The following is a 26,214-nucleotide window of genomic DNA, read 5'->3' as shown; positions in this document are numbered from 1 at the left end:
TCGAATCTGTGGATTATTTCAACTATATCTTATTGCTAGTGGTGTATATCGTAACGGTAACACTGTACAAGGGAGCATAGCGATGAGCACGTCAGACGAGACCAATAACGCAGCATCAGCCGGCAAATGCCCGTTCCATCACGGCGGCGCCGATCACAGCGCGGGAGCAGGTACAAGCAGCCGTGACTGGTGGCCAAAGCAACTCCGCATTGACCTTCTTAACCAACATTCCAACCGTTCTAACCCGCTGGGTGAAGACTTCGACTACCGCAAAGAATTTAGCAAACTCGACTACTCTGCCCTCAAAGGCGATCTCAAGGCGCTTTTAACCGACTCTCAGCCGTGGTGGCCTGCTGACTGGGGCAGCTATGCTGGCCTGTTTATTCGCATGGCGTGGCACGGCGCGGGTACGTATCGCTCCGTTGATGGACGCGGCGGGGCAGGACGCGGTCAACAGCGTTTTGCACCGCTTAACTCCTGGCCCGATAACGTCAGTCTGGATAAAGCGCGTCGTCTGCTGTGGCCCATCAAGCAAAAATATGGGCAAAAAATTTCCTGGGCTGACCTGTTCATCCTGGCGGGGAACGTGGCGCTGGAAAACTCCGGTTTCCGCACCTTTGGTTTCGGTGCCGGTCGTGAAGACGTCTGGGAACCGGATCTGGACGTGAACTGGGGCGATGAAAAAGCCTGGCTGACCCACCGTGACCCGGAAGCGCTGGCGAAGCGTCCTCTGGCCGCAACCGAAATGGGCCTGATCTACGTTAACCCGGAAGGGCCAAACGCCAGCGGTGAACCACTGTCCGCGGCGGCAGCCATCCGCGCGACCTTTGGCAATATGGGCATGAACGACGAAGAGACCGTGGCGCTGATCGCCGGTGGTCATACGCTCGGTAAAACCCATGGCGCAGGTGAAGCCACACATGTGGGCACCGACCCTGAAGCCTCACCGATTGAAGCGCAGGGCCTGGGCTGGGCGAGTACGCACGGTACAGGCGTTGGTGCAGATGCCATTACGTCCGGTCTGGAAGTTATCTGGTCACAAACTCCGACCCAGTGGAGCAACTACTTCTTCGAGAACCTGTTCAAATATGAGTGGGTCCAGACCCGCAGCCCGGCAGGTGCCATTCAGTTTGAAGCCGTGGATGCGCCAGAAATTATGCCGGACCCGTTCGACCCGTCGAAAAAACGCAAACCAACGATGCTGGTCACCGACCTGACGCTGCGTTTTGATCCGGAATTCGAGAAAATTTCTCGCCGCTTCCTGAACGATCCGCAGGCTTTCAACGAAGCCTTTGCGCGCGCGTGGTTCAAACTGACTCACCGCGATATGGGCCCAAAAGCGCGGTACATTGGTCCGGAAGTGCCGAAAGAAGATTTGATCTGGCAGGATCCGCTGCCTCAGCCGGTGTTCAATCCTTCGAAAGAAGACATTGAAAGCCTGAAAGCGGAAATCATTGCCTCGGGTCTCTCCGTGAGTGAGCTGGTTTCCGTTGCCTGGGCGTCTGCATCGACCTTCCGCGGTGGCGACAAGCGTGGCGGCGCCAACGGTGCGCGTCTGGCGCTGGCGCCTCAGCGCGACTGGGATGTTAACGCCGCTGCCGTACGTGCATTACCGGCTCTGGAAGCCATCCAGCGCACCACCAATAAAGCCTCCCTGGCCGATATCATCGTGCTGGCGGGCGTGGTAGGCGTTGAGCAGGCGGCGAAAGCGGCAGGTGTTTACGTTACCGTACCGTTTACGCCGGGCCGCGTGGATGCGCGCCAGGACCAGACGGATATCGAGATGTTTAACCTGCTCGAGCCGATTGCCGATGGCTTCCGCAACTACCGTGCGCAGGTGGATACGTCAACCACCGAATCACTGCTGATCGACAAAGCGCAGCAGCTGACGCTGACCGCACCCGAACTGACGGTTTTGGTCGGCGGTCTGCGCGTACTCGGGGCAAACTTCGATGGCAGCAAGAATGGCGTGTTCACCGACCGTGAGGGCGTGCTGAGCAATGACTTCTTCGTGAACCTGCTGGATATGAATACCCAGTGGAAGGCGACCGACGACTCAAACGAGCTGTTTGCCGGTAGCGATCGCGCCAGTGGCGAAGTGAAATACACCGCGACCCGCGCGGACCTGGTGTTTGGTTCAAACGCCGTCCTGCGCGCGCTGGCTGAAGTCTACGCCAGCAGCGATGCACACGAGAAGTTTGTGCGTGATTTTGTTGCCGCCTGGGCGAGAGTGATGGATTTGGATCGGTTTGACGTGAAGTAACCAGTATGCCGGGTGGCGGCTACGCCTTACCCGGCTTGCAAAAGCATGTCATTCGTAGGCCGGGTAAGCGTAGCGCCACCCGGCTTTTTTTATTACTCCCACTCCTGCAGGAACCGCTGTCCATACTGGTCAGCCACCAGCAGCGCCGCATACACCTGATCTGGCGTTACTCCGCCCGGCATGTTGTGAATAGTTTCCCCTTCTGCACAGGACGCTTCTGCGATCAGCCGCATTTTGGCCGGAATATCCTCTTTAATATTCAGCTGCGCCAGCGTGATCGGCAGTCCCACGCTGTGGCAAAGCGCCGCGACGGTCTCTATTTCTTCTACCGGCGCATTTTCGAGCACCAGCTGCGTCAGCGTACCAAACGCTACTTTTTCACCGTGATAGAAGTGATGCGCATCCGGCACCGCCGTCATACCGTTATGAATCGCATGTGCCGCAGCCAGTCCACCGCTTTCAAAACCTACGCCGCTGAGATAGGTGTTGGCTTCGATAATGCGTTCCAGCGCAGGCGTTACGACATGCTGTTCCGCCGCCAGCATGGCTTTCTCACCCTCTTCAAGCAGCGTGTTGTAGCACAGCTCCGCCAGCGCGAGTGCCGCCTGCGTGCATTTACCGCCCGCCATCGTCGTGGCACCGCTACGCGAGCAGGCGCGCGCTTCAAACCAGGTCGCCAGCGCATCGCCAATCCCCGCGGCAAGCAGACGAGCCGGCGCACCCGCGACGACTTTGGTATCCACAATCACCATGTTCGGGTTGTGCGGCAGCATCAGGTAGCGATCGAACTCGCCGCTGTCGGTATAGATTACGGAAAGTGCGCTGCACGGTGCATCGGTGGAGGCAATGGTCGGGGCAATCGCAACCGGCACGTCCATAAAGTGTGCCAGCGCTTTGGCGGTGTCCAGCGTCTTCCCGCCGCCGATACCCAGCACGGCCAGACAGTCGGCGCTATCGGCCAGTTTTTTCAGACGATCGATTTCATTTTGTGAACATTCGCCACCAAACGGTGCGATTTCTGCATGCAGCTCTGCGTTTTTAAAGCTCTGGCGCAAGGTTTCTTCAGCAAAACCCAGCACAAATTTATCGCCGACAACCAGCCAACGCGTTGCCAGCGGTTTCAGGTAGTCGCCGAGACGGGTAAGCACATCAGCGCCCTGGATATATTTTCCCGGCGATTGAATGATACGGTCCATAACATTTCTCCCTTAGAGGTTGAGGTTACCAAACGCGTTTTTCCAGTCCTGCTCGAACTTCTCTATGGCTGACTCTACCGCCGGCGTGCCGAGCATTTGTTGCGCTACATCTAAAGGAAGCGTGATTGCCTCGCATCCGGCCAGCAGGCAGTCCAGCGCCTGACGTGGCGTTTTGAAGCTGGCGGCCAGCACCTTGCTCTCAGGGGCATGCATTTCCAGAAGAGACTGCAGCTCCTGGACCATGCGGATACCATCACCGCCCTGGGCATCGACGCGGTTCACATACGGTGCGACATACGACGCGCCCGCCAGCGCAGCCAGCAGACCCTGTGCGGCGCTGTATACGGCCGTCCCGAGTGTAGTGATCCCCTCGTTTTTCAATGCCTTAATCGCTACAAGTCCTTCTGCCGTTACCGGAATTTTCACCACGATATCCGGCAGGGCATTACTGAGACGTTTGGCTTCTGCCACCATTCCCCCGGCGTCACGGCTCATGGTCTGGGCAAACAGAGTGCCCCGGGGAGCGATGGCTTTTTGCAGGCGCGGCAGCACGCTCCAGATGGACTCCCGGCTGGCGGCAATAATGCTCGGGTTAGTGGTCACACCCGCGATCGGGAATACCCGCGCCAGACGCTCAACTTCCGCCACGTTGGCGGTGTCCAGGTACAGTTCCATTATTTTTCCTTAAGTCAGAAAGGTTGAATAAAGGATAAGGCGCGGCAGAGTACGGCGGATACAGGTCAATTTTGCCAAATACTGGACAAATGTAATGTCCTTAGTGAAGTGAGAGAACGATCACAATGCTATTTTTTGGCGATCAGCTGGCTGTGATACTGACGACGATATTCGGAAGGGGAGCGCTCGGTGTGCTTACGAAAGAGACGGCAAAAGTAGTTGCTGTCGGTAAATCCGCAGCGTGCGGCGATATCTTTAATTTTGAGGTCATAGCCTTTCAGCAGCTGGCGCGCGTGTTCCAGACGGGTCTGCGTCAGGTATTCATTGAACCCGACGTTCCCGGTCTTCTGAAAAAGGTGAGAGAGATAGTTAGGGGAAATATAAAATTCCCCGGCAACGGAATCCCGGGTCAGCGCCGAGGCATGGTTTTCGTCAATAAAGCGACGAACGGCTTCGAATAATGCGCGGCTGCGGCTATCAGTGTGGATATCACTGCCAAGCAGATCGCGGCAGTGGCTGAGCAGACTTAATATCACCAGCCTGGCCGTGTCCTGCTCAGTTGGCTGCATCTGCAGCTCATTGAGCGTTTGCAGGAGAAACGCGCCCGTCCGGGGTCCTCTTCTGGCAATCTGCTGCTGTTGTATAAGAGCGTTGCCCCGGTAGAGCTGAAGCGTCAGCTGCTGTTTGCAGAAGCTTATTCTGAGCGAGTTTGAAGAATGCTGCGGGACGTTCCCGGTTGCGGAAAAGAATGCTTCGCAGCGGGTTTCCAGGATAACTGAGAGACAAGGTGATGTGCGGCTATTCTCGGCAGGCGCGACAAAGTGCACTTGATCCAGGGGGAATGCGCCTTTAATCAGAGCCGTGAGGATGTGCGTAATATCGTGGAACATGTTATGGATACCGGGGTATTGCCGGGTGGGCGCAAGCACCCCCCCGGCATAGCCGATTAGCCCGTGTTACGCATACCCGCCGCAACGCCCGCAATCGTCACCATCAGCGCCTGCTCAACGCGTGGATCCGGCTCTTTACCTTCTTCTTCCGCCAGACGAGAACGGTGCAGCAGCTCTGCCTGCAGGACGTTCAGCGGGTCGGTGTAGATGTTACGCAGCTGGATAGACTCGGCGATCCACGGCAGGTCTGCCATCAGGTGTGAGTCGTTGGCGATATCCAGCACCACTTTGATGTCGCCTTCCAGCAGTTCGCGCAGCTCTTTACCCAGCGCCCACAGCTCAGGCTTAACCAGACGCTGATCGTAGTATTCCGCCAGCCACAGGTCAGCTTTCGAGAAGACCATCTCCAGCATACCCAGACGGGTAGAGAAGAATGGCCAGTCGCGGCACATGGTTTCCAGTTCGTTCTGTTTACCGTCTTCCACCACTTTCTGCAGCGCGGCACCGGCACCCAGCCAGGCAGGCAGCATCAAACGGTTCTGCGTCCAGGCGAAAATCCATGGAATCGCGCGCAGTGACTCTACGCCGCCGGTCGGGCGACGCTTCGCCGGACGCGAGCCCAGCGGCAGTTTACCCAGTTCCTGCTCAGGTGTTGCCGAGCGGAAGTAAGGCACAAAATCTTTGTTTTCACGCACGTAGCCACGGTAAAGATCGCAGGAGATCGCCGACAGTTCGTCCATGATATGGCACCAGGACGCTTTCGGCTCCGGCGGTGGCAGCAGGTTTGCTTCCAGAATGGCGCTGGTATAAAGCGACAGACTGCTGATGGTCACTTCCGGCAGGCCGTATTTGAAGCGGATCATCTCACCTTGCTCGGTCACGCGCAGGCCGCCTTTCAGGCTGCCCGGCGGCTGCGACAGCAGTGCCGCGTGTGCAGGCGCGCCGCCTCGGCCGATTGAGCCACCGCGTCCGTGGAACAGCGTCAGCTCAATACCGGCTTTCTCGCAGGTTTTGATCAGTGCATCCTGCGCCTGATACTGCGCCCAGGATGCCGCCATCACGCCCGCATCTTTGGCGGAGTCGGAATAACCAATCATCACCATCTGCTTGCCCTGAATAAAGCCGCGATACCAGTCGATGTTCAGCAACTGGGTCATCACGTCGTTGGCGTTGTTCAGGTCATCGAGGGTTTCAAACAGCGGCGCCACCGGCAGGGCATAGTCGATGCCCGCTTCTTTCAGAAGCAGATGAACGGCCAGCACGTCGGACGGGGTCTTCGCCATGGAGATCACATAGGCGGCCACCGATCCTTTCGGTGCGTCCACGATCGCTTTACAGGTGTTGAGCACCTCGCGGGTTTCGTTGCTTGGCTCCCAGTTGCGCGGCAACAGAGGGCGCTTGGAGTTCAGTTCGCGGATCAGGAATGCCTGTTTGTCGGCTTCAGACCAGCTTTCATAGTCGCCGATGCCGAGATAGCGGGTCAGTTCACCCAGCGCTTCGGTATGGCGGGTACTTTCCTGACGTACGTCGATACGCACCAGTGGCACGCCGAAACATTTCACGCGGCGCAGGGTGTCGAGCAGTTCGCCGTTAGCGATGATGCCCATCCCGCAGGCCTGGAGTGATTTATAACAGGCGTACAGCGGTTCCCAAAGCTGTTCGTTCTGGCTGAGCAGGCCTTCCGGCTTCGGCAGACGCTGGCCTTTCAGGCGCGCTTCCAGCCAGGCCTGAGTCGCCATCAGCTGACCGCGCAGTTTTTTCATCAGGAAACGGTACGGCTCGCTGGCACCTTCTTCACCGGCCAGCGCGCGCAGTTCCGGCGTCGCTTCGACCATCGACAGTTCGGAAATCAGCACCTGAATATCTTTCAGGAACAAATCGGTCGCTTTCCAGCGGCTCAGCAACAGAACGTGACGGGTGATTTCCGCAGTGACGTTCGGGTTGCCGTCGCGGTCGCCGCCCATCCAGGAGGTGAAGCGTACCGGCACAAAGTCGACCGGCAGGCGGTAGCCGAGGTTCTCTTCCAGCTGTTCGTTCAGCTCGCGCAGGTAGTTCGGCACCCCTTCCCACAGGCTGTTTTCCACCACCGCAAAGCCCCATTTGGCTTCGTCGACCGGGCTGGGGCGTTGCTTACGAATTTCGTCGGTGTGCCAGGACTGAGCAATCAGCTGGCGCAGACGGCGCATCAGCTGGTTGCGTTCATAGCCGGCGATGTCTTTGTTATCCAGCTGCTTGAGGCAGTTGTTCACTTCCACCATTTTGTGGATCAGGGTACGACGGGTGATCTCGGTTGGGTGAGCGGTCAGAACCAGCTCCAGCGAGAGAGACTCCACCGCTTTTTTGATGGTGGCTTCGGTGAGATCGGGCTGGTCTTTCAGTTTACGCAGCGTACGGGCAATCACTTCCGGGTTGCTGGCAGCTTCGCCATTAGGCGAAATGCTGTGGTATTGCTCAGCGGTGTTGGCCAGGTTCAGGAACTGGCTGAAGGCACGGGCAACGGGCAGCAGCTCATCGTTGGAGAGGTTCTGCAAGGTGGTGAGCAGTTCCTGACGGCTGGCCTCGTTACCGGCACGGGAAGATTTAGACAGCTTGCGGATGGTTTCAACGCGTTCGAGGATGTTTTCCCCCAATGCATCTTTGATGGTATCTCCAAGCACTTTGCCGAGCATACTGACATTACTACGCAACGCGGAATATTGTTCGTTCATAAAAACCCAGTCACCCCATCATTTTTGTTTATGCCCATGCGGAAATCTGCTGGACAATATTTTGTCATCTCCCTTTATAAAGCCACGTAAAACCCCCGTCGTCAATTGCTGCGAAAACGGTTCAGCAAACGAATAAATGCGGGCAATTTACGAAATTTAATTCGCATTGCGTCAGATAAGAGATGCTTATGGGAATGTGACGGAGATCGCGGGATTTACTCCCCTCACCCTGCCCTCTCCCCAAAGGGGAGAGGGTGTTCAAATTCCCTCTCCCCTTTGGGGAGAGGGGTAGGGTGAGGGGCAGTTTTTAATGCCAGCAGAAGTGGTGCACAACCTGGGTAATCAACTCGCGAGTGGGCTTGATGAAGCGGGTTTCCAGATACTCATCCGGCTGGTGCGCCTGGTTAATGGAGCCAGGGCCAAGGACCAGCGTCGGACACAGCGTCTGAATGAACGGCGCTTCGGTGCAGTAATTCACCACGTCGGTTTTTTCACCAAGCAGTTTTTCCACCACTTCAACCAGCTGGTGATCCGGAGGGCACTCATAACCCGGGATCGGCGGATGCAGTTCGGAGACCGTCAGGCGGCCCGGCCAGCGCTCGCTCACCGGGGCCAGTGCTTCATTCAGCAAGCCGTCGAGATCGCTCAGCGTCATACCCGGCAGCGGGCGGATATCCATATGCAGTTCGCAGCAGGCGCAGATACGGTTGGAGGCATCGCCGCCGTGCAGGCTGCCGAGGTTTAGGGTCGGATACGGCACGGTGAACGCGTCATAGTGATAACGTTCTTTCAGCGAGTCGCGCAGGGTCATGATGCGCCCGATGGCGTCATGCATCAGCTCAATCGCATTTACGCCGCGCGCCGGATCGCTGGAATGACCGGACTGGCCCAGCACGCGCACGGCCGTCGAGATATGACCTTTGTGCGCGCGAATCGGTTGCAGTGACGTCGGCTCGCCGATAATGGCGCAATCCGGGCGAATCGACGTGTTTTCAGAGAAGTAGCGCGCGCCCGCCATGCTGGTCTCTTCGTCGGCGGTCGCCAGAATGTAGAGCGGCTTTTTCAGTTTTGTCACGTCCACGTCACGCAGCGCGTCGAGGATAAAGGCGAAGAAGCCTTTCATGTCGGCGGTGCCGAGACCATAGAGTTTGTTGTCGTGCTCGGTCAGGGTGAACGGATCGCGGGTCCAGCGGCCATCGTCAAACGGCACGGTGTCGGTATGACCGGCAAGCAGCAGGCCGCCCGCACCGGTTCCGGTGCTGGCCAGCAGGTTAAATTTATGACGGGTTCCGGGGACGGGCTGTACCTCAACGTTAAATCCAAGATCGCTAAACCAACCCGCCAGCAGATTGATTAAAGACTCATTGCTTTGATCCAGCGCTTCTTCCGTTGCACTGATGGACGGTGTGGCAATCAGGGCGCGGTAGATCTCGATAAATGGCGGTAAGTTCATTTTCATTGTTGACACACCTTAGGTCGTGATAGTATCAATATTCATGCAATAAATGTGAATAAAAATACATTAACGTTGAGCATAAAGGAACCCGATGTTGAATACGCTGATTGTAGGCGCTAGCGGTTATGCGGGCGCAGAGCTTGTAAGCTACGTGAATCGCCATCCACATATGACCATAACCGCTTTGACCGTGTCAGCGCAAAGCAATGATGCAGGAAAGTTAATTTCCGATTTGCATCCGTGGCTTAAGGGCATTGTCGATCTGCCGCTGCAGCCGATGTCTGACATCAGTGAGTTCACCGACGGCGTTGACGTGGTGTTTTTAGCCACTGCGCACGAAGTCAGTCATGACCTGGCACCGCAGTTCCTGGCAGCCGGCTGCGTGGTGTTCGATCTCTCCGGCGCGTTCCGCGTTAACGACGGCGCGTTCTACGAAAAATATTACGGTTTCACCCATCAGCACCCCGATCTGCTTGAAAAAGCGGTTTACGGCCTGGCGGAGTGGAGCACAGACAAACTCAAAGAAGCGGATCTGATTGCCGTGCCGGGCTGCTACCCGACGGCGGCGCAACTTTCCCTGAAACCGCTGATCGACGCAGGTCTGCTGGATCTGAACCAGTGGCCGGTGATCAACGCCACCAGCGGCGTGAGCGGAGCAGGGCGCAAAGCGGCGATCTCTAATAGCTTCTGCGAAGTGAGCCTTCAGCCGTATGGCGTGTTTAATCACCGCCATCACCCTGAAATCACGACGCATCTGGGTACGGACGTCATTTTCACGCCGCATCTGGGCAGCTTCCCGCGCGGGATTCTTGAAACCATCACCTGCCGCCTGAAACCGGGCGTGACCAAAGAGCAGGTGAGCGAGGTCTTCACGCAGGCGTATGCGGATAAACCGCTGGTGCGTTTGTATGACAAAGGCGTGCCGGCGCTGAAAAACGTGGTCGGGCTGCCATTCTGCGACATCGGCTTTGCCGTACAGGGCGAGCACCTGATTGTGGTCGCTGCAGAAGATAACTTACTCAAAGGCGCTGCCGCACAGGCAATGCAGTGTGCAAATATTCGTTTCGGCTTCCCTGAAACGCAGGCTCTTATTTAAGGTGTGATGATGAACCCATTAATTATCAAACTCGGTGGTGTACTGCTGGACAGCGAAGAAGCGCTGGAGCGTCTGTTTACCGCGCTGGTGAACTATCGTGAATCACACCAACGTCCGCTGGTGATTGTGCACGGCGGCGGCTGCGTGGTAGATGAGCTGATGAAAGGGCTCAACCTGCCGGTGAAAAAGAAAAACGGCCTGCGCGTCACGCCCGCTGACCAGATTGACATCATTACCGGTGCGCTGGCGGGAACGGCGAACAAAACGCTGCTGGCATGGGCGAAGAAACATCATATCGCCTCCGTTGGTCTCTGTCTGGGGGATGGCGACAGCGTAAAAGTGACCCAGCTCGATGAAGAACTGGGCCACGTTGGACTGGCGCAGCCGGGTTCGCCTAAGCTCATTAACACGCTGCTGGAAGGTGGTTTCCTGCCAGTGGTGAGCTCTATCGGCGTGACCGAAGAGGGCGAGCTAATGAACGTTAACGCGGATCAGGCGGCAACGGCTCTGGCGGCTACGCTGGGCGCAGACCTGATCCTGCTTTCCGACGTGAGCGGCATTCTGGACGGCAAAGGCCAGCGCATCGCGGAAATGACCGCGGCCAAAGCCGAACAGCTGATCGCGCAGGGCATCATTACTGACGGCATGATCGTCAAAGTGAACGCCGCGCTGGATGCCGCTCGCACGCTGGGTCGCCCGGTGGATATCGCCTCCTGGCGTCACGCGGAACAACTGCCGGCGCTGTTTAACGGCACGCCGATTGGCACGCGTATTTTAGCGTAATCGATTTAATGTTTTGTAGGCCCGGTAAGCGCAGCGCCACCGGTCAATGAAATTCAAAGATATTAAGGAAGCATGTTATGGCACTTTGGGGTGGGCGTTTTACACAGGCAGCGGATCAGCGGTTCAAACAGTTCAATGACTCTTTGCGCTTCGACTACCGCCTGGCCGAACAGGATATTGTCGGCTCTGTGGCCTGGTCCAAAGCGCTGGTGACCGTTGGCGTGCTGACCGCAGAGGAGCAGCTACAACTGGAAGAGGCGCTGAATAACCTTCTGGAAGAGGTGCGTCTGGATCCGCAGCAAATCCTGCAGAGCGATGCCGAGGATATTCACAGCTGGGTGGAAGGCAAACTTATCGACAAAGTCGGTCAGTTGGGTAAAAAGCTACACACCGGCCGTAGCCGTAACGACCAGGTTGCTACCGACCTGAAGCTGTGGTGTAAAGAGACCGTTGGCGAGCTGCTGGCAGCTAACCGTCAGCTGCAGAGCGCGCTGGTAGAGACCGCGCAGAACAACCAGGACGCCGTAATGCCGGGCTATACCCACCTGCAGCGCGCGCAGCCGGTGACCTTTGCCCACTGGTGTCTGGCCTATGTTGAGATGCTGGCGCGTGACGAAAGCCGTCTGCAGGATACCCTGAAACGTCTGGATGTCAGCCCACTGGGCAGCGGCGCGCTGGCCGGTACAGCGTATGAAATCGACCGTGAACAGCTCGCAGGCTGGCTGGGCTTTGCGTCCGCCACCCGTAACAGCCTGGACAGCGTCTCTGACCGTGACCATGTACTTGAGCTGCTCTCCAATGCGTCTATCGGGATGGTGCATCTGTCGCGCTTTGCCGAAGACCTGATCTTCTTTAACTCCGGTGAAGCCGGTTTTGTGGAGCTGTCCGACCGCGTGACGTCCGGATCTTCCCTGATGCCGCAGAAGAAAAACCCGGACGCGCTGGAGCTGATTCGCGGCAAGTGTGGCCGTGTGCAGGGCGCACTGACCGGTATGATGATGACCCTGAAAGGGCTGCCACTGGCGTACAACAAAGATATGCAGGAAGACAAAGAAGGGCTGTTCGACGCGCTCGACACCTGGCTGGATTGTCTGCATATGGGTGCGCTGGTGCTGGATGGCATTCAGGTGAAACGTCCGCGCTGCCAGGAAGCGGCGCAGCAAGGCTATGCGAACTCTACCGAACTGGCGGATTATCTGGTGGCGAAAGGCGTACCTTTCCGTGAAGCGCACCACATTGTGGGTGAAGCGGTGGTGGAAGCCATTCGTCAGGGTAAACCACTGGAAGATCTGGCACTGGCCGACCTGCAGAAGTTCAGTGCGGTTATCGGGGAGGATGTCTATCCGATTCTGGCGCTGCAATCCTGCCTGGATAAGCGTGCCGCGAAAGGCGGCGTGTCGCCGAAGCAGGTCGCGCAGGCGATTACGGATGCGAAAAACCGGTTGGTTTGATCGGTGCGGGTGGGTGCCCTCACCCCGGCCCTCTCCCACAGGGAGAGGGAGCAAACACTAAAAATGGCAACTTCGGTTGCCATTTTGCGTTTACCTCGGGCTTTTTTGCGCAAAAAAAAAGCGGACCACGGGGTCCGCAAAAGTTCACGTTGGCTTTAGTTGTTCGAGTTTTGAGAGAAACTCGATGACGGTGCGGGGACGTCAAGGGTCAAACACGTGCCGCCTCGTCTATGTGGTGTATTATTCAACAGAAAGCTTGATAGGGATAATCGTTCGTTGCTATGCTATCTATCGCCATGAACTATCGTGGCGACGGAGGATGAATAATGAATATTCGTGATCTTGAATACCTGGTAGCGCTAGCCGAGCACCGCCATTTTCGCCGTGCTGCAGATTCCTGCCACGTCAGCCAGCCGACGCTGAGCGGTCAGATCCGCAAGCTGGAAGATGAGCTGGGCGTGATGCTGCTGGAGCGCACCAGTCGTAAGGTACTGTTCACCCAGGCCGGTTTGTTGCTGGTGGATCAGGCGCGCACCGTGCTGCGCGAGGTCAAAGTGCTCAAGGAAATGGCAAGCCAGCAGGGGGAAGCGATGTCCGGCCCACTGCATATTGGCCTGATCCCAACCGTTGGCCCGTATCTTTTGCCGCACATTATTCCAATGTTGCACCAGACTTTCCCAAAACTCGAAATGTACCTGCATGAAGCGCAAACCCATCAACTGCTGGCGCAGTTAGATAGCGGCAAGCTTGACTGCGCTATTCTGGCGCTGGTGAAAGAGAGCGAAGCGTTTATTGAAGTGCCGCTGTTCGATGAGCCAATGATGCTGGCGATCTATGAAGATCACCCGTGGGCGAACCGCGATCGCGTGCCGATGGCCGATCTGGCCGGTGAAAAGCTGCTGATGCTGGAAGATGGCCACTGTCTGCGCGATCAGGCAATGGGCTTTTGCTTTGAAGCGGGTGCCGACGAAGATACCCATTTCCGCGCAACCAGCCTGGAAACGCTGCGTAATATGGTGGCGGCGGGAAGCGGGATTACGCTGCTGCCTGCGCTGGCCGTGCCGCGCGAGCGTAAGCGTGATGGCGTGGTTTATCTGCCGTGCATTAAGCCTGAACCGCGTCGCACGATCGGCCTTGTTTATCGTCCGGGGTCACCGCTGCGCAGCCGCTATGAGCAGCTGGCAGAGGCCATCCGCGGTGCGATGGATGGCCATTTCGATAACGCGTTAAAACAGGCGGTTTAAGCCGTTCAGCGCGGCGACCCGATAGGCTTCCGCCATAGTCGGGTAGTTAAAGGTGGTGTTAACGAAGTACTCAATGGTGTTACCGCCGCCTTTTTGCTCCATAATCGCCTGGCCGATATGAATGATTTCCGCCGCGCGCTCACCAAAGCAGTGAATGCCGAGGATCTCTTTCGTCTCGCGATGGAACAGGATTTTCAGCGTCCCCACGCTCATTCCGACAATTTGCGCCCGCGCCAGATGTTTAAACTGCGCGCGACCCACCTCATATGGCACTTTCATTGACGTCAGCTGCTGCTCGGTTTTACCTACGGAACTGATTTCCGGGATGGTATAGATGCCGGTCGGGATATCTTCGATCAGATGCGCCGTCGCTTCACCTTTCACCAGCGCCTGTGCGGCAATACGGCCCTGGTCATAAGCGGCAGAGGCCAGGCTTGGGTAACCAATCACGTCGCCGACCGCGTAAACGTGCGGCAGGGCAGTCTGGTACATGCTGTTGACCTTCAGCTGACCGCGGCTGTCGGTCTCAAGTCCGATATTCTCCAGCTGCAGGGAATCGGTGTTGCCGGTACGACCGTTGGCGTACAGCAGGCAGTCCGCTTTCAGCTTCTTACCGGACTTGAGGTGCATGATCACACCGTCGTCGCAACCTTCAATCTTCTCGTACTCTTCGTTGTGGCGAATCACCACGCCGCTGTTCCAGAAGTGGTAGGAGAGAGAGTCTGACATCTCCTGATCGAGGAATGCCAGCAGGCGGTCGCGCGTGTTGATGAGATCAACTTTGACATCCATTCCACGGAAGATCGACGCATATTCGCAGCCAATGACCCCTGCGCCATAGATGATGACGTGGCGGGGTTCATGGTGCAGGCTCAGAATCGAGTCGCTGTCGTAAACGCGCGGGTGCGAGAAGTCGACGTCGGCCGGGTGGTAAGGGCGCGATCCGCAGGCAATCACAAATTTTTCGGCGGTGAGGGTCTCCACCGAACCGTCGTGGCATTCAAGTGCCAGGGTGTGTTCATCCACAAAATGCGCGTTGCCCTGCAAAATCTCACAGTGGTTACGCTCATAAAACCCCTGGCGCATGCGCGTCTGCTGGTTAATGACGGTATCTGCATGATTCAGGATGTCGGCAAAGGAGGAACGAAGAAGTCGGGAGTGGTCGCTGTAAAGAGGGTTCTGGTTAAATTCGATAATGCGGCTAACGGCGTGGCGGAGGGCTTTTGAAGGGATGGTGCCCCAGTGGGTGCAACCGCCGCCGACATTATGGTAGCGCTCAATGACCGCTACTCTGGCTCCCTGTTTCACCAGACCCATAGCAGCGCCTTCGCCGCCGGGGCCGGAACCAATAACTATTGCGTCGTAATCGTAGGAATGTGGCATGGTAAGGCTTACCTGTTCTTATACATAAAAGCAACAGAATCATAACATCATTGCCAGGGTAACCCAATTATCGTTGTGCTTTTTTCCGGCAGTGGAGCACAAACCGCACGTAAACAATCATTCACAAAGCCAGGCAAACAGATTAATTTTATTCTCTGGTATAGTGCCAGCAGGCCTTTGGAAGGATTCAACTATCGTGATGGGCGTAAGAGCACAACAAAAAGAGAAAACCCGGCGTTCGCTGGTGGAAGCCGCATTCAGTCAACTGAGTGCCGAGCGGAGTTTTGCCAGTTTGAGCCTGCGCGAAGTCGCACGCGAGGCCGGGATTGCGCCAACGTCCTTCTATCGTCATTTCCGTGATGTGGATGAACTGGGCCTGACCATGGTCGATGAAAGCGGTCTGATGCTGCGCCAGCTGATGCGCCAGGCACGTCAGCGTATCGCCAAAGGGGGGAGCGTGATACGCACCTCCGTGTCGACCTTTATGGAATTTATTGGCAATAACCCCAACGCGTTTCGTCTGCTTTTGCGCGAGCGTTCGGGCACATCGGCGGCGTTTCGTGCCGCCGTCGCGCGTGAAATTCAGCACTTCATCGCGGAACTTGCCGACTATCTTGAACTCGAAAACCATATGCCGCGTGCGTTTACTGAAGCACAGGCTGAGGCGATGGTGACGATTGTTTTCAGCGCGGGTGCCGAAGCGCTGGATGTCAGCATTGAACAACGCAAACAGCTCGAAGAGCGACTGGTATTGCAGCTCAGGATGATCTCCAAAGGCGCGTACTACTGGTATCGCCGTGAACAAGAGAAACTGGCACATCAAACCGAAGAGTGAAGGTGAGTAATGAAACAGTCAGGTCAGGATAAAGGGACGCTGTTGCTGGCATTGATCGCTGGCTTATCCATTAATGGGACGTTTGCCGCTATTTTTAGCTCAATTGTTCCGTTTTCGATTTTCCCGCTTATTGCGCTGGTGCTGACGGTGTACTGCCTGCATCAACGTTACCTGAACCGCACCATGCCGGTGGGGTTACCGGGGCTGGCCGCTGCCTGCTTTATTCTCGGCGTATTGCTGTATAGCACCGTGGTGCGTGCGGAGTACCCGGATATCGGATCTAACTTCTTCCCTGCGGTACTTTCTGTGGCGCTGGTATTCTGGATTGGCTCGCGCATGCGTAGCCGTAAGAGCCAGTTACCAGAGTAATGAATTATTTGTAGGGCAGGTAAGCGAAGCGCCACCTGCCAAAACCGGCCTACAGATCACCGTGCGGTCAGTAAAACGCCGCACTCCATATGGTGCGTATACGGGAACTGATCGAACAGCGCCAGACGTTCAACTTTGTGCGTCTGGCTTAATGTTTCGAGGTTCTTGCACAGCGTCTCCGGGTTACAGGAGATGTACAAAATGCGCGGGTACGCCTGCACCATCTTTTCGGTTTCGCTGTCCAGGCCACTGCGCGGCGGGTCGACAAAAATCGTCTCACACTGGTAGCTCTTCAGGTCGATCCCTTCCAGGCGGTTAAACGCCCGCACGCCGTTCATGGCCTGCGTGAACTCTTCTGCGGCCATACGAATGATCTGCACGTTGTCGATATGGTTAGCGGCAATGTTGTACTGCGCGGCGGCAACTGACGGCTTGGCAATTTCGGTTGCCAGAACGCGATCAAAGTTACGTGCCAGGGCCAGGGAGAAGTTGCCGTTACCGCAGTACAGCTCAAGCAGGTCGCCTTTAGAACCTTCCGTCGCCTTGAGCGCCCACTCCAGCATCTGCACGTTCATCGCGGCGTTCGGCTGAGTGAAGCTGTTCTCGACCTGACGATAAATCATCTCTTTACCCGCTACCGGCAAACGCTCATCGACGTAATCCTGATCCAGCATGATTTTGGTTTTGGTCGCGCGGCCAATCAGGTGGACATTGATGTTCTGCGCACGCAGCGCATCGCGCAGGGCTTCTGCCTGTTCGCGCCATTCGTCGGTCAGCGCTTTGTGGTAGAGCAGAGAGACAATCGCCTGATTGCTTTGCGTGGTCAGATAGTCAATCTGGAACAGCTTATGACGCAGCACCGGATTATCGCGCACACCGTCAATGATCAGGGTCATCAGTTGGTTGATGAGCTCACTCGCCGCCGGGAAGCTGTCCACGCGAATGCGGGATTTCGTCTGCTGATCGAAAATGATGTGGTACAGGTCATCTCCGTCGTGCCAGATGCGGAACTCGGCGCGCATGCGGTAGTGGCTGACGGGAGAGCGGAACACCTCGGGAACGGGCGCGTTGAACGGCGTCATCATACTTTGCAGGCGGACGACTTTCTCTGCCAGCTGCGCGTCGTACTGTTCTGTCGGGAGGTGTTCTGGGGTCATGATGCGTCCTGAGTGATAAAGAATTACGCGGGGATTGTAGGCATTGTGCAGGGGATGTCCAGATTTAATGGCTCATAGCTGTCTGGACATCTATACGTGTCTAATTGTAGCATTCTGTTTCCGGTCTCCTGAGAGTGAAAAGGGAATCCAGTGTAATTCTGGAGCTGACGCGCAGCGGTAAAGACTGGCGGGATGAACGTTGTAGACACTGTGAAAATGGGAAGTCTTCATCCGTATAACGCCACCTAGCCCGAAGACCTGCCGGGATCACGTCGCATTTGGTTTCATCATCGCGTGCTATCGATGGGGCCTGCGGCATCCTTCTTATATTGTGGATGCTTTAACAATGATTAAAAAAGTATCGCTGTTGACGGCGCTGTCCGTCACGGCATTTTCGAGCTGGGCGCAGGATAGCGCCGACTCGTTGGTGGTGACGGCAAATCGTTTTGAACAACCTGAAAAAACTATTCTGGCGGCAACCTCCGTTGTCACGCGTGCCGATATTGACCGTTGGCAATCAACCTCAGTCCTGGATGTTATGCGTCGCCTGCCCGGTGTGGATACGGCGCAAAGTGGTGGGATGGGTCAACTCTCTTCTCTCTTTATACGTGGTACCAACTCCAGCCACGTCCTGATTCTCGTTGATGGCATCCGTCTTAACCAGGCGGGCGTCACGGGATCGTCCGATCTCAGCCAGTTCCCCATCGCTCTGGTGCAGCGTATCGAATACGTTCGTGGCCCGCGTTCGGCAGTGTATGGCTCGGATGCGATTGGTGGCGTAGTGAACATCATCACCACCCGCGCAAAGGACGGTACGACCCTGAATGCAGGCGTAGGATCGCACGGTTACCAAAACTATGGCGGCAGCACTCAGCAGACGCTGGGTGACAGCACGCGCGTCACGCTTGCGGGTGATTACACCTATACCAAAGGTTTCGATGTGGTCGCGGACGGCAACAATGGTGGCCTTGCCCAGACCGATCGCGACGGCTTTATGAATAAAACGCTCTATGGCGCAGTGGATCACGCATTCTCAGACCAGTGGAGCGGATTTGTTCGCGGCTTTGGCTACAGCAACCGTACGGCCTACGACGGTTATTACAGTTCATTTACGCCTGACGTACTGGTCGATACCCGTCAGCTCTATAGCCAGACCTGGGATGCAGGATTGCGCTTCAACGATGACATCTTCCATTCACAGCTGCTCACCAGCTATAGCCACAGCAAGGACTATAACTACGACCCGAGTTTGGGCCGTTACGATTCGACTGCGACACTGGATGAAATCAAACAGTACAACGTCCAGTGGCTCAACTCTGTTGATGTGGGTCACGGGAACATTGGCGCGGGCGTTGACTGGCAGAAGCAGAGCACTGAACCGGGTACAAACTATGTGACCAACGGCTATGACTTGCGTAACACCGGCGTTTACCTGACGGGGTTGCAGCAGTTTGGTGATGTCACTCTGGAAGGGGCAGTTCGCAGCGATGACAACTCTCAGTTTGGTCGTCATGGCACCTGGCAAAGCAGTGCAGCGTGGGAGTTCGTGGACGGTTACCGCTTCATTGCCTCTTATGGTACGGCCTATAAAGCACCGAATCTGGGGCAACTCTATGGCTTCTATGGCAATGACCATCTTGATCCCGAAGAGAGCAAGCAGTGGGAAGGCGCGTTTGAAGGCCTGACTGCGGGGGTGAGCTGGCGCGTTTCCGGCTACCGTAATGACGTTGATAATCTCATCGACTTCAATAATAACCTCCAGCAATATTACAACGTCGGTAAAGCACGCATTAAAGGTGTGGAAGCGACAGCATCGTTTGATACGGGTCCGTTGACGCATACTGTGGGCTACGACTATGTGGATGCCCGCAATGCAGCAACCAACGAACTTCTGGACCGTCGTGCTAAGCAGCAGGTGAAATATCAGCTCGATACGCAGATCTTTGATTTCGACTGGAGCCTGACTTATCACTATCTCGGTACGCGTTACGACACTGACTTTGGTACTTATCCTTCAGAGAAAGTAAAAATGGGTGGTGTCAGCCTGTGGGATGTCGCAGTTTCGTATCCTGTCACCTCACACCTCACAGTTCGTGGTAAAATAGCCAACCTGTTCGATAAAGATTACGAGACAGTTTATGGCTACCAAACTGCAGGACGGGAATACACCTTGTCTGGCAGCTACACCTTCTAATCCGCGTCCCACCGTGCTGGTATTTGATTCCGGCGTCGGTGGGCTTTCGGTCTATGATGAGATTCGGCATCTCCTGCCGGATCTCCATTACATTTACGCTTTCGATAATGTCGCGTTCCCGTACGGGGAAAAGAGTGAGGACTTTATCGTCGAGCGCGTGGTTGAAATCGTCACCGCAGTGCAAAAGCGCTATCCCCTTGCACTGGCCGTCATCGCCTGTAATACGGCGAGCACCGTTTCCCTTCCCGCCCTGCGTGAAAAATTCCCGTTCCCGGTTGTGGGCGTCGTGCCTGCAATCAAGCCTGCGGCACGTTTGACGGCGAATGGCATTGTGGGGTTGCTGGCCACGCGAGGTACGGTAAAGCGCCCATATACCCGCGAGCTGATCGAGCGTTTTGCTAACGAATGCCAGATTGCGATGCTCGGTTCGGCAGAGCTGGTGGAGATGGCCGAAGCGAAATTGCATGGACAGGCGGTATCACTCGACGAGCTGCGTCGTATTCTTCGTCCATGGTTGCGGATGCCCGAACCCCCGGATACGGTTGTGCTCGGCTGCACCCACTTCCCGTTACTACAGGAAGAGCTGTTAGAGGTACTACCGGAGGGAACACGGCTGGTGGATTCCGGTGCGGCTATCGCGCGTCGTACGGCCTGGCTGCTGGAACATGAAGCGCCTGATGCGAAATCAGCCGATGCGAATATTGCTTTTTGTATGGCAATTACGAAAGAGACTGAGCAACTTTTACCCGTTTTACGCCGTTATGGCTTTCAAACGCTCGAAAAACTGGCGCTATAGCACGGTTTTGAGCAAAAAAGAGACGGTTGAAAGTTTTTTTTAAAAGAGGGGTTGTCAACGTCTGAGAACTCCCTATAATGCGCCTCCACTGACACGGAGCAACGGCTTACAGGCCGCCGGGTTAGCGGGGTTCAGAGATGAACGCCAACAGAGAAAAGCAAAAATAATCGCTTGACTCTGAATGAGGAAAACGTAATATACGGGACCTCGCAACGGTGAGCTGAAAGCCGCGTTGCAACTGCTCTTTAACAATTTATCAGACAATCTGTGTGGGCACTCAAAGTGACATGGATTCTTAACGTCGCAAGACGAAAAATGAATACCAAGTCTCTGAGTGAACATACGTAATTCATTACGAAGTTTAATTCACGAGCATCAAACTTAAATTGAAGAGTTTGATCATGGCTCAGATTGAACGCTGGCGGCAGGCCTAACACATGCAAGTCGAACGGTAGCACAGAGAGCTTGCTCTCGGGTGACGAGTGGCGGACGGGTGAGTAATGTCTGGGAAACTGCCTGATGGAGGGGGATAACTACTGGAAACGGTAGCTAATACCGCATAACGTCGCAAGACCAAAGAGGGGGACCTTCGGGCCTCTTGCCATCAGATGTGCCCAGATGGGATTAGCTAGTAGGTGGGGTAACGGCTCACCTAGGCGACGATCCCTAGCTGGTCTGAGAGGATGACCAGCCACACTGGAACTGAGACACGGTCCAGACTCCTACGGGAGGCAGCAGTGGGGAATATTGCACAATGGGCGCAAGCCTGATGCAGCCATGCCGCGTGTATGAAGAAGGCCTTCGGGTTGTAAAGTACTTTCAGCGGGGAGGAAGGTGTTGTGGTTAATAACCGCAGCAATTGACGTTACCCGCAGAAGAAGCACCGGCTAACTCCGTGCCAGCAGCCGCGGTAATACGGAGGGTGCAAGCGTTAATCGGAATTACTGGGCGTAAAGCGCACGCAGGCGGTCTGTCAAGTCGGATGTGAAATCCCCGGGCTCAACCTGGGAACTGCATTCGAAACTGGCAGGCTAGAGTCTTGTAGAGGGGGGTAGAATTCCAGGTGTAGCGGTGAAATGCGTAGAGATCTGGAGGAATACCGGTGGCGAAGGCGGCCCCCTGGACAAAGACTGACGCTCAGGTGCGAAAGCGTGGGGAGCAAACAGGATTAGATACCCTGGTAGTCCACGCCGTAAACGATGTCGACTTGGAGGTTGTGCCCTTGAGGCGTGGCTTCCGGAGCTAACGCGTTAAGTCGACCGCCTGGGGAGTACGGCCGCAAGGTTAAAACTCAAATGAATTGACGGGGGCCCGCACAAGCGGTGGAGCATGTGGTTTAATTCGATGCAACGCGAAGAACCTTACCTACTCTTGACATCCAGAGAACTTAGCAGAGATGCTTTGGTGCCTTCGGGAACTCTGAGACAGGTGCTGCATGGCTGTCGTCAGCTCGTGTTGTGAAATGTTGGGTTAAGTCCCGCAACGAGCGCAACCCTTATCCTTTGTTGCCAGCGGTTAGGCCGGGAACTCAAAGGAGACTGCCAGTGATAAACTGGAGGAAGGTGGGGATGACGTCAAGTCATCATGGCCCTTACGAGTAGGGCTACACACGTGCTACAATGGCGCATACAAAGAGAAGCGACCTCGCGAGAGCAAGCGGACCTCATAAAGTGCGTCGTAGTCCGGATTGGAGTCTGCAACTCGACTCCATGAAGTCGGAATCGCTAGTAATCGTAGATCAGAATGCTACGGTGAATACGTTCCCGGGCCTTGTACACACCGCCCGTCACACCATGGGAGTGGGTTGCAAAAGAAGTAGGTAGCTTAACCTTCGGGAGGGCGCTTACCACTTTGTGATTCATGACTGGGGTGAAGTCGTAACAAGGTAACCGTAGGGGAACCTGCGGTTGGATCACCTCCTTACCTTAAAGAACCTGCCTTTGCAGTGCTCACACAGATTGTCTGATGAAAAAACAGCAGTAAAAATCTCTGCAGGCTTGTAGCTCAGGTGGTTAGAGCGCACCCCTGATAAGGGTGAGGTCGGTGGTTCAAGTCCACTCAGGCCTACCAAACTCCTTTTAAAGGATGAGCGGTACAGAGATTACAAACGATGGGGCTATAGCTCAGCTGGGAGAGCGCCTGCTTTGCACGCAGGAGGTCTGCGGTTCGATCCCGCATAGCTCCACCATCTTTTACTGCGAACACAAGAAAACTTCAGAGTGAACCTGAAAAGGTGCACTGCGAAGTTTTGCTCTTTAAAAATCTGGATCAAGCTGAAAATTGAAACGACACACAGTTAATGTGTGTTCGAGTCTCTCAAATTTTTGCAAACCGATGATGAATCGAAAGAAACATCTTCGGGTTGTGAGGTTAAGCGACTAAGCGTACACGGTGGATGCCCTGGCAGTCAGAGGCGATGAAGGACGTGCTAATCTGCGAAAAGCGCCGGCGAGGTGATATGAACCTTTGACCCGGCGATGTCCGAATGGGGAAACCCAGTGTGTTCCGACACACTATCGTTAACTGAATACATAGGTTAACGAGGCGAACCGGGGGAACTGAAACATCTAAGTACCCCGAGGAAAAGAAATCAACCGAGATTCCCCCAGTAGCGGCGAGCGAACGGGGAGCAGCCCGGAGTCTGAATCAGCTTGTGTGTTAGTGGAACGGTCTGGAAAGTCCGACGGTACAGGGTGATAGTCCCGTACACGAAAATGCACAGGTTGTGAACTCGAAGAGTAGGGCGGGACACGTGGTATCCTGTCTGAATATGGGGGGACCATCCTCCAAGGCTAAATACTCCTGACTGACCGATAGTGAACCAGTACCGTGAGGGAAAGGCGAAAAGAACCCCGGCGAGGGGAGTGAAAAAGAACCTGAAACCGTGTACGTACAAGCAGTGGGAGCCTCTTTATGGGGTGACTGCGTACCTTTTGTATAATGGGTCAGCGACTTATATTCTGTAGCAAGGTTAACCGAATAGGGGAGCCGAAGGGAAACCGAGTCTTAACTGGGCGTTAAGTTGCAGGGTATAGACCCGAAACCCGGTGATCTAGCCATGGGCAGGTTGAAGGTTGGGTAACACTAACTGGAGGACCGAACCGACTAATGTTGAAAAATTAGCGGATGACCTGTGGCTGGGGGTGAAAGGCCAATCAAACCGGGAGATAGCTGGTTCTCCCCGAAAGCTATTTAGGTAGCGCCTCGTGAACTCATCTTCGGGGGTAGAGCACTGTTTCGGCTAGGGGGCCATCCCGGCTTACCAACCCGATGCAAACTACGAATACCGAAGAATGTTATCACGGGAGACACACGGCGGGTGCTAACGTCCGTCGTGAAGAGGGAAACAACCCAGACCGCCAGCTAAGGTCCCAAAGTCATGGTTAAGTGGGAAACGATGTGGGAAGGCACAGACAGCCAGGATGTTGGCTTAGAAGCAGCCATCATTTAAAGAAAGCGTAATAGCTCACTGGTCGAGTCGGCCTGCGCGGAAGATGTAACGGGGCTAAACCATGCACCGAAGCTGCGGCAGCGACACTATGTGTTGTTGGGTAGGGGAGCGTTCTGTAAGCCGTTGAAGGTGGCCTGTGAGGGTTGCTGGAGGTATCAGAAGTGCGAATGCTGACATAAGTAACGATAAAGCGGGTGAAAAGCCCGCTCGCCGGAAGACCAAGGGTTCCTGTCCAACGTTAATCGGGGCAGGGTGAGTCGACCCCTAAGGCGAGGCCGAAAGGCGTAGTCGATGGGAAACAGGTTAATATTCCTGTACTTGGTGTTACTGCGAAGGGGGGACGGAGAAGGCTATGTTAGCCGGGCGACGGTTGTCCCGGTTTAAGCATGTAGGCGGAGGTTCCAGGTAAATCCGGTACCTTTTAACGCTGAGGTGTGATGACGAGGCACTACGGTGCTGAAGTAACAAATGCCCTGCTTCCAGGAAAAGCCTCTAAGCATCAGGTAACACGAAATCGTACCCCAAACCGACACAGGTGGTCAGGTAGAGAATACCAAGGCGCTTGAGAGAACTCGGGTGAAGGAACTAGGCAAAATGGTGCCGTAACTTCGGGAGAAGGCACGCTGATATGTAGGTGAAGCCCCTGCGGGTGGAGCTGAAATCAGTCGAAGATACCAGCTGGCTGCAACTGTTTATTAAAAACACAGCACTGTGCAAACACGAAAGTGGACGTATACGGTGTGACGCCTGCCCGGTGCCGGAAGGTTAATTGATGGGGTTAGCGGTAACGCGAAGCTCTTGATCGAAGCCCCGGTAAACGGCGGCCGTAACTATAACGGTCCTAAGGTAGCGAAATTCCTTGTCGGGTAAGTTCCGACCTGCACGAATGGCGTAATGATGGCCAGGCTGTCTCCACCCGAGACTCAGTGAAATTGAACTCGCTGTGAAGATGCAGTGTACCCGCGGCAAGACGGAAAGACCCCGTGAACCTTTACTATAGCTTGACACTGAACACTGGTCCTTGATGTGTAGGATAGGTGGGAGGCTTTGAAGCGTGGACGCCAGTCTGCGTGGAGCCGACCTTGAAATACCACCCTTTAATGGCTGGTGTTCTAACGTAGACCCGTAATCCGGGTTGCGGACAGTGTCTGGTGGGTAGTTTGACTGGGGCGGTCTCCTCCCAAAGAGTAACGGAGGAGCACGAAGGTTAGCTAATCCTGGTCGGACATCAGGAGGTTAGTGCAATGGCATAAGCTAGCTTGACTGCGAGAGTGACGGCTCGAGCAGGTGCGAAAGCAGGTCATAGTGATCCGGTGGTTCTGAATGGAAGGGCCATCGCTCAACGGATAAAAGGTACTCCGGGGATAACAGGCTGATACCGCCCAAGAGTTCATATCGACGGCGGTGTTTGGCACCTCGATGTCGGCTCATCACATCCTGGGGCTGAAGTAGGTCCCAAGGGTATGGCTGTTCGCCATTTAAAGTGGTACGCGAGCTGGGTTTAGAACGTCGTGAGACAGTTCGGTCCCTATCTGCCGTGGGCGCTGGAGAATTGAGGGGGGCTGCTCCTAGTACGAGAGGACCGGAGTGGACGCATCACTGGTGTTCGGGTTGTCATGCCAATGGCACTGCCCGGTAGCTAAATGCGGAAGAGATAAGTGCTGAAAGCATCTAAGCACGAAACTTGCCCCGAGATGAGTTCTCCCTGAGACTTTAAGTCTCCTGAAGGAACGTTGAAGACGACGACGTTGATAGGTCGGGTGTGTAAGCGCAGCGATGCGTTGAGCTAACCGATACTAATGAACCGTGAGGCTTAACCTTACAACGCCGAAGCTGTTTTGGCGGTGAGAGACGATTTTCAGCCTGATACAGATAACAGAATTTGCCTGGCGGCTTTAGCGCGGTGGTCCCACCTGACCCCATGCCGAACTCAGAAGTGAAACGCCGTAGCGCCGATGGTAGTGTGGGGTCTCCCCATGTGAGAGTAGGGAACTGCCAGGCATCAAATTAAGTAGTAAGCCGGTGCATAAATCCGGTGGTTACAAGCAGTCTTCGGTGGAGCGGTAGTTCAGTCGGTTAGAATACCTGCCTGTCACGCAGGGGGTCGCGGGTTCGAGTCCCGTCCGTTCCGCCACTTATTAAGACATTAAGCCTGCCTCACTGGCAGGCTTAATGGCAAAAAACTTTAGGGGCGTAGCTCAGTTGGTAGAGCACCGGTCTCCAAAACCGGGTGTCGCGAGTTCGAGTCTCTCCGCCCCTGCCATATC

16 protein-coding genes, 4 tRNA genes, 3 rRNA genes and 1 riboswitch are annotated in these 26,214 nt (G+C 55.4%); of the genes, 16 read left to right on the top strand and 7 right to left on the bottom strand.

Translation table 11 applies throughout. The features are described from left to right. Positions 1-82 precede the first annotated feature (82 nt). On the top strand, positions 83-2,263 hold the full coding sequence (gene katG / locus AAER43_RS22300; RefSeq protein ID WP_023331595.1) for a catalase/peroxidase HPI: 2,181 nt from the start codon (positions 83-85) through the stop codon (positions 2,261-2,263). Between the two features lie 92 nt (positions 2,264-2,355). Here katG and AAER43_RS22295 read toward each other — a convergent pair whose 3' ends face one another. The 5 genes from AAER43_RS22295 to argE all read right to left on the bottom strand — a co-directional run bounded on the left by AAER43_RS22295 (position 2,356) and on the right by argE (position 9,191). Further along, positions 2,356-3,459, bottom strand: coding sequence for a glycerol dehydrogenase (locus AAER43_RS22295; RefSeq protein WP_014885694.1), 1,104 nt, complete (start codon positions 3,457-3,459; stop codon positions 2,356-2,358). A gap of 12 nt (positions 3,460-3,471) precedes the next feature. Next, positions 3,472-4,134, bottom strand: a complete 663-nt coding sequence (gene fsa, locus AAER43_RS22290; protein ID WP_050862898.1) for a fructose-6-phosphate aldolase — start codon at positions 4,132-4,134, stop codon at positions 3,472-3,474. Positions 4,135-4,262: 128 nt separating this feature from the next. Continuing rightward, on the bottom strand, positions 4,263-5,024 hold the full coding sequence (locus AAER43_RS22285; protein ID WP_050862899.1) for an AraC family transcriptional regulator: 762 nt from the start codon (positions 5,022-5,024) through the stop codon (positions 4,263-4,265). Between the two features lie 56 nt (positions 5,025-5,080). Then, on the bottom strand, positions 5,081-7,732 hold the full coding sequence (gene ppc, locus AAER43_RS22280) for a phosphoenolpyruvate carboxylase (protein ID WP_047625603.1): 2,652 nt from the start codon (positions 7,730-7,732) through the stop codon (positions 5,081-5,083). A 307-nt stretch (positions 7,733-8,039) separates the two neighbouring features. Next, positions 8,040-9,191: an acetylornithine deacetylase gene (gene argE, locus AAER43_RS22275; RefSeq protein ID WP_014885690.1), complete on the bottom strand. Its 1,152-nt coding sequence runs from the start codon at positions 9,189-9,191 to the stop codon at positions 8,040-8,042. Positions 9,192-9,279: 88 nt separating this feature from the next. Here argE and argC point away from each other — a divergent pair, with 88 nt between their 5' ends. The 4 genes from argC to oxyR all read left to right on the top strand — a co-directional run bounded on the left by argC (position 9,280) and on the right by oxyR (position 13,762). Beyond that, positions 9,280-10,284 carry an N-acetyl-gamma-glutamyl-phosphate reductase gene (argC, locus tag AAER43_RS22270; RefSeq protein WP_047625605.1) on the top strand — a complete coding sequence of 335 codons (1,005 nt, stop codon included), beginning with the start codon at positions 9,280-9,282 and terminating at the stop codon, positions 10,282-10,284. Positions 10,285-10,290: 6 nt separating this feature from the next. After that, positions 10,291-11,067, top strand: a complete 777-nt coding sequence (argB, locus tag AAER43_RS22265; protein WP_086527814.1) for an acetylglutamate kinase — start codon at positions 10,291-10,293, stop codon at positions 11,065-11,067. A 77-nt stretch (positions 11,068-11,144) separates the two neighbouring features. Then, entirely contained in the window at positions 11,145-12,518 is a 1,374-nt protein-coding gene (argH, locus tag AAER43_RS22260) for an argininosuccinate lyase (protein WP_032635165.1), read from the top strand. A gap of 326 nt (positions 12,519-12,844) precedes the next feature. Then, complete coding sequence (gene oxyR / locus AAER43_RS22255) at positions 12,845-13,762, top strand: DNA-binding transcriptional regulator OxyR (protein WP_014885686.1); 918 nt, start codon at positions 12,845-12,847, stop codon at positions 13,760-13,762. Here the strand turns inward: oxyR and sthA are convergent. After that, positions 13,745-15,145, bottom strand: coding sequence for a Si-specific NAD(P)(+) transhydrogenase (gene sthA, locus AAER43_RS22250; protein ID WP_014885685.1), 1,401 nt, complete (start codon positions 15,143-15,145; stop codon positions 13,745-13,747). The two genes, oxyR and sthA, sit on opposite strands and share 18 nt — an antisense overlap. Before the next feature lie 196 nt (positions 15,146-15,341). On the opposite strand from sthA, the gene fabR reads away from it, so the two are divergent. Together fabR and AAER43_RS22240 are read left to right on the top strand one after the other, a co-directional pair. Further along, complete coding sequence (gene fabR / locus AAER43_RS22245; RefSeq protein ID WP_008501784.1) at positions 15,342-15,980, top strand: HTH-type transcriptional repressor FabR; 639 nt, start codon at positions 15,342-15,344, stop codon at positions 15,978-15,980. Positions 15,981-15,989: 9 nt separating this feature from the next. Further along, complete coding sequence (locus AAER43_RS22240; RefSeq protein ID WP_008501783.1) at positions 15,990-16,349, top strand: YijD family membrane protein; 360 nt, start codon at positions 15,990-15,992, stop codon at positions 16,347-16,349. A gap of 56 nt (positions 16,350-16,405) precedes the next feature. On the opposite strand, the gene trmA is transcribed toward AAER43_RS22240, so the two are convergent. Further along, positions 16,406-17,506 (bottom strand): tRNA (uridine(54)-C5)-methyltransferase TrmA, encoded by a 1,101-nt coding sequence (trmA, locus tag AAER43_RS22235; protein WP_023338877.1) that lies wholly within the window; start codon positions 17,504-17,506, stop codon positions 16,406-16,408. Positions 17,507-17,610: 104 nt separating this feature from the next. Next, positions 17,611-17,787: riboswitch (cobalamin riboswitch) on the top strand. Between the two features lie 65 nt (positions 17,788-17,852). On the opposite strand from trmA, the gene btuB reads away from it, so the two are divergent. The 9 genes from btuB to AAER43_RS22190 all read left to right on the top strand — a co-directional run bounded on the left by btuB (position 17,853) and on the right by AAER43_RS22190 (position 26,210). Further along, positions 17,853-19,700, top strand: a complete 1,848-nt coding sequence (btuB, locus tag AAER43_RS22230; protein ID WP_050862901.1) for a TonB-dependent vitamin B12 receptor BtuB — start codon at positions 17,853-17,855, stop codon at positions 19,698-19,700. Continuing rightward, positions 19,645-20,496, top strand: coding sequence for a glutamate racemase (gene murI, locus AAER43_RS22225; protein WP_014885682.1), 852 nt, complete (start codon positions 19,645-19,647; stop codon positions 20,494-20,496). Before btuB ends, murI begins: the two co-directional genes overlap by 56 nt. 383 nt (positions 20,497-20,879) lie before the next feature. Further along, positions 20,880-22,419, top strand: a 16S ribosomal RNA gene (locus AAER43_RS22220). Between the two features lie 70 nt (positions 22,420-22,489). After that, positions 22,490-22,566: transfer RNA gene (locus AAER43_RS22215), tRNA-Ile, on the top strand. A 42-nt stretch (positions 22,567-22,608) separates the two neighbouring features. Next, a tRNA-Ala gene (locus tag AAER43_RS22210) sits at positions 22,609-22,684 on the top strand. A gap of 180 nt (positions 22,685-22,864) precedes the next feature. Next, positions 22,865-25,768: ribosomal RNA gene (locus AAER43_RS22205) — 23S ribosomal RNA — on the top strand. A gap of 64 nt (positions 25,769-25,832) precedes the next feature. Then, positions 25,833-25,948: ribosomal RNA gene (gene rrf / locus AAER43_RS22200) — 5S ribosomal RNA — on the top strand. The 16S, 23S and 5S rRNA genes sit together here with 4 tRNA genes alongside, the layout of an rRNA operon. A 56-nt stretch (positions 25,949-26,004) precedes the next feature. Further along, positions 26,005-26,081, top strand: a tRNA-Asp gene (locus tag AAER43_RS22195). 53 nt (positions 26,082-26,134) lie between these two features. Beyond that, positions 26,135-26,210, top strand: a tRNA-Trp gene (locus tag AAER43_RS22190). The last annotated feature ends 4 nt before the right edge of the window (positions 26,211-26,214 follow it).

It is taken from the genome of Enterobacter sp. FUJ80071 (assembly GCF_038739915.1).
GTDB classification, from domain to species: Bacteria; Pseudomonadota; Gammaproteobacteria; order Enterobacterales; family Enterobacteriaceae; genus Enterobacter; species Enterobacter kobei.
This window is presented reverse-complemented; position numbering and strand designations above follow the sequence as displayed.

Bases quoted from the DNA above. Each gene is read 5' to 3' on its own strand.
- katG (WP_023331595.1), top strand. From the start codon at position 83: ATGAGCACGTCAGACGAGACCAATAACGCAGCATCAGCCGGCAAATGC.
- AAER43_RS22295 (WP_014885694.1), bottom strand. From the start codon at position 3,459: ATGGACCGTATCATTCAATCGCCGGGAAAATATATCCAGGGCGCTGAT.
- fsa (WP_050862898.1), bottom strand. From the start codon at position 4,134: ATGGAACTGTACCTGGACACCGCCAACGTGGCGGAAGTTGAGCGTCTG.
- AAER43_RS22285 (WP_050862899.1), bottom strand. From the start codon at position 5,024: ATGTTCCACGATATTACGCACATCCTCACGGCTCTGATTAAAGGCGCA.
- ppc (WP_047625603.1), bottom strand. From the start codon at position 7,732: ATGAACGAACAATATTCCGCGTTGCGTAGTAATGTCAGTATGCTCGGC.
- argE (WP_014885690.1), bottom strand. From the start codon at position 9,191: ATGAAAATGAACTTACCGCCATTTATCGAGATCTACCGCGCCCTGATT.
- argC (WP_047625605.1), top strand. From the start codon at position 9,280: ATGTTGAATACGCTGATTGTAGGCGCTAGCGGTTATGCGGGCGCAGAG.
- argB (WP_086527814.1), top strand. From the start codon at position 10,291: ATGATGAACCCATTAATTATCAAACTCGGTGGTGTACTGCTGGACAGC.
- argH (WP_032635165.1), top strand. From the start codon at position 11,145: ATGGCACTTTGGGGTGGGCGTTTTACACAGGCAGCGGATCAGCGGTTC.
- oxyR (WP_014885686.1), top strand. From the start codon at position 12,845: ATGAATATTCGTGATCTTGAATACCTGGTAGCGCTAGCCGAGCACCGC.
- sthA (WP_014885685.1), bottom strand. From the start codon at position 15,145: ATGCCACATTCCTACGATTACGACGCAATAGTTATTGGTTCCGGCCCC.
- AAER43_RS22240 (WP_008501783.1), top strand. From the start codon at position 15,990: ATGAAACAGTCAGGTCAGGATAAAGGGACGCTGTTGCTGGCATTGATC.
- trmA (WP_023338877.1), bottom strand. From the start codon at position 17,506: ATGACCCCAGAACACCTCCCGACAGAACAGTACGACGCGCAGCTGGCA.
- btuB (WP_050862901.1), top strand. From the start codon at position 17,853: ATGATTAAAAAAGTATCGCTGTTGACGGCGCTGTCCGTCACGGCATTT.
- murI (WP_014885682.1), top strand. From the start codon at position 19,645: ATGGCTACCAAACTGCAGGACGGGAATACACCTTGTCTGGCAGCTACA.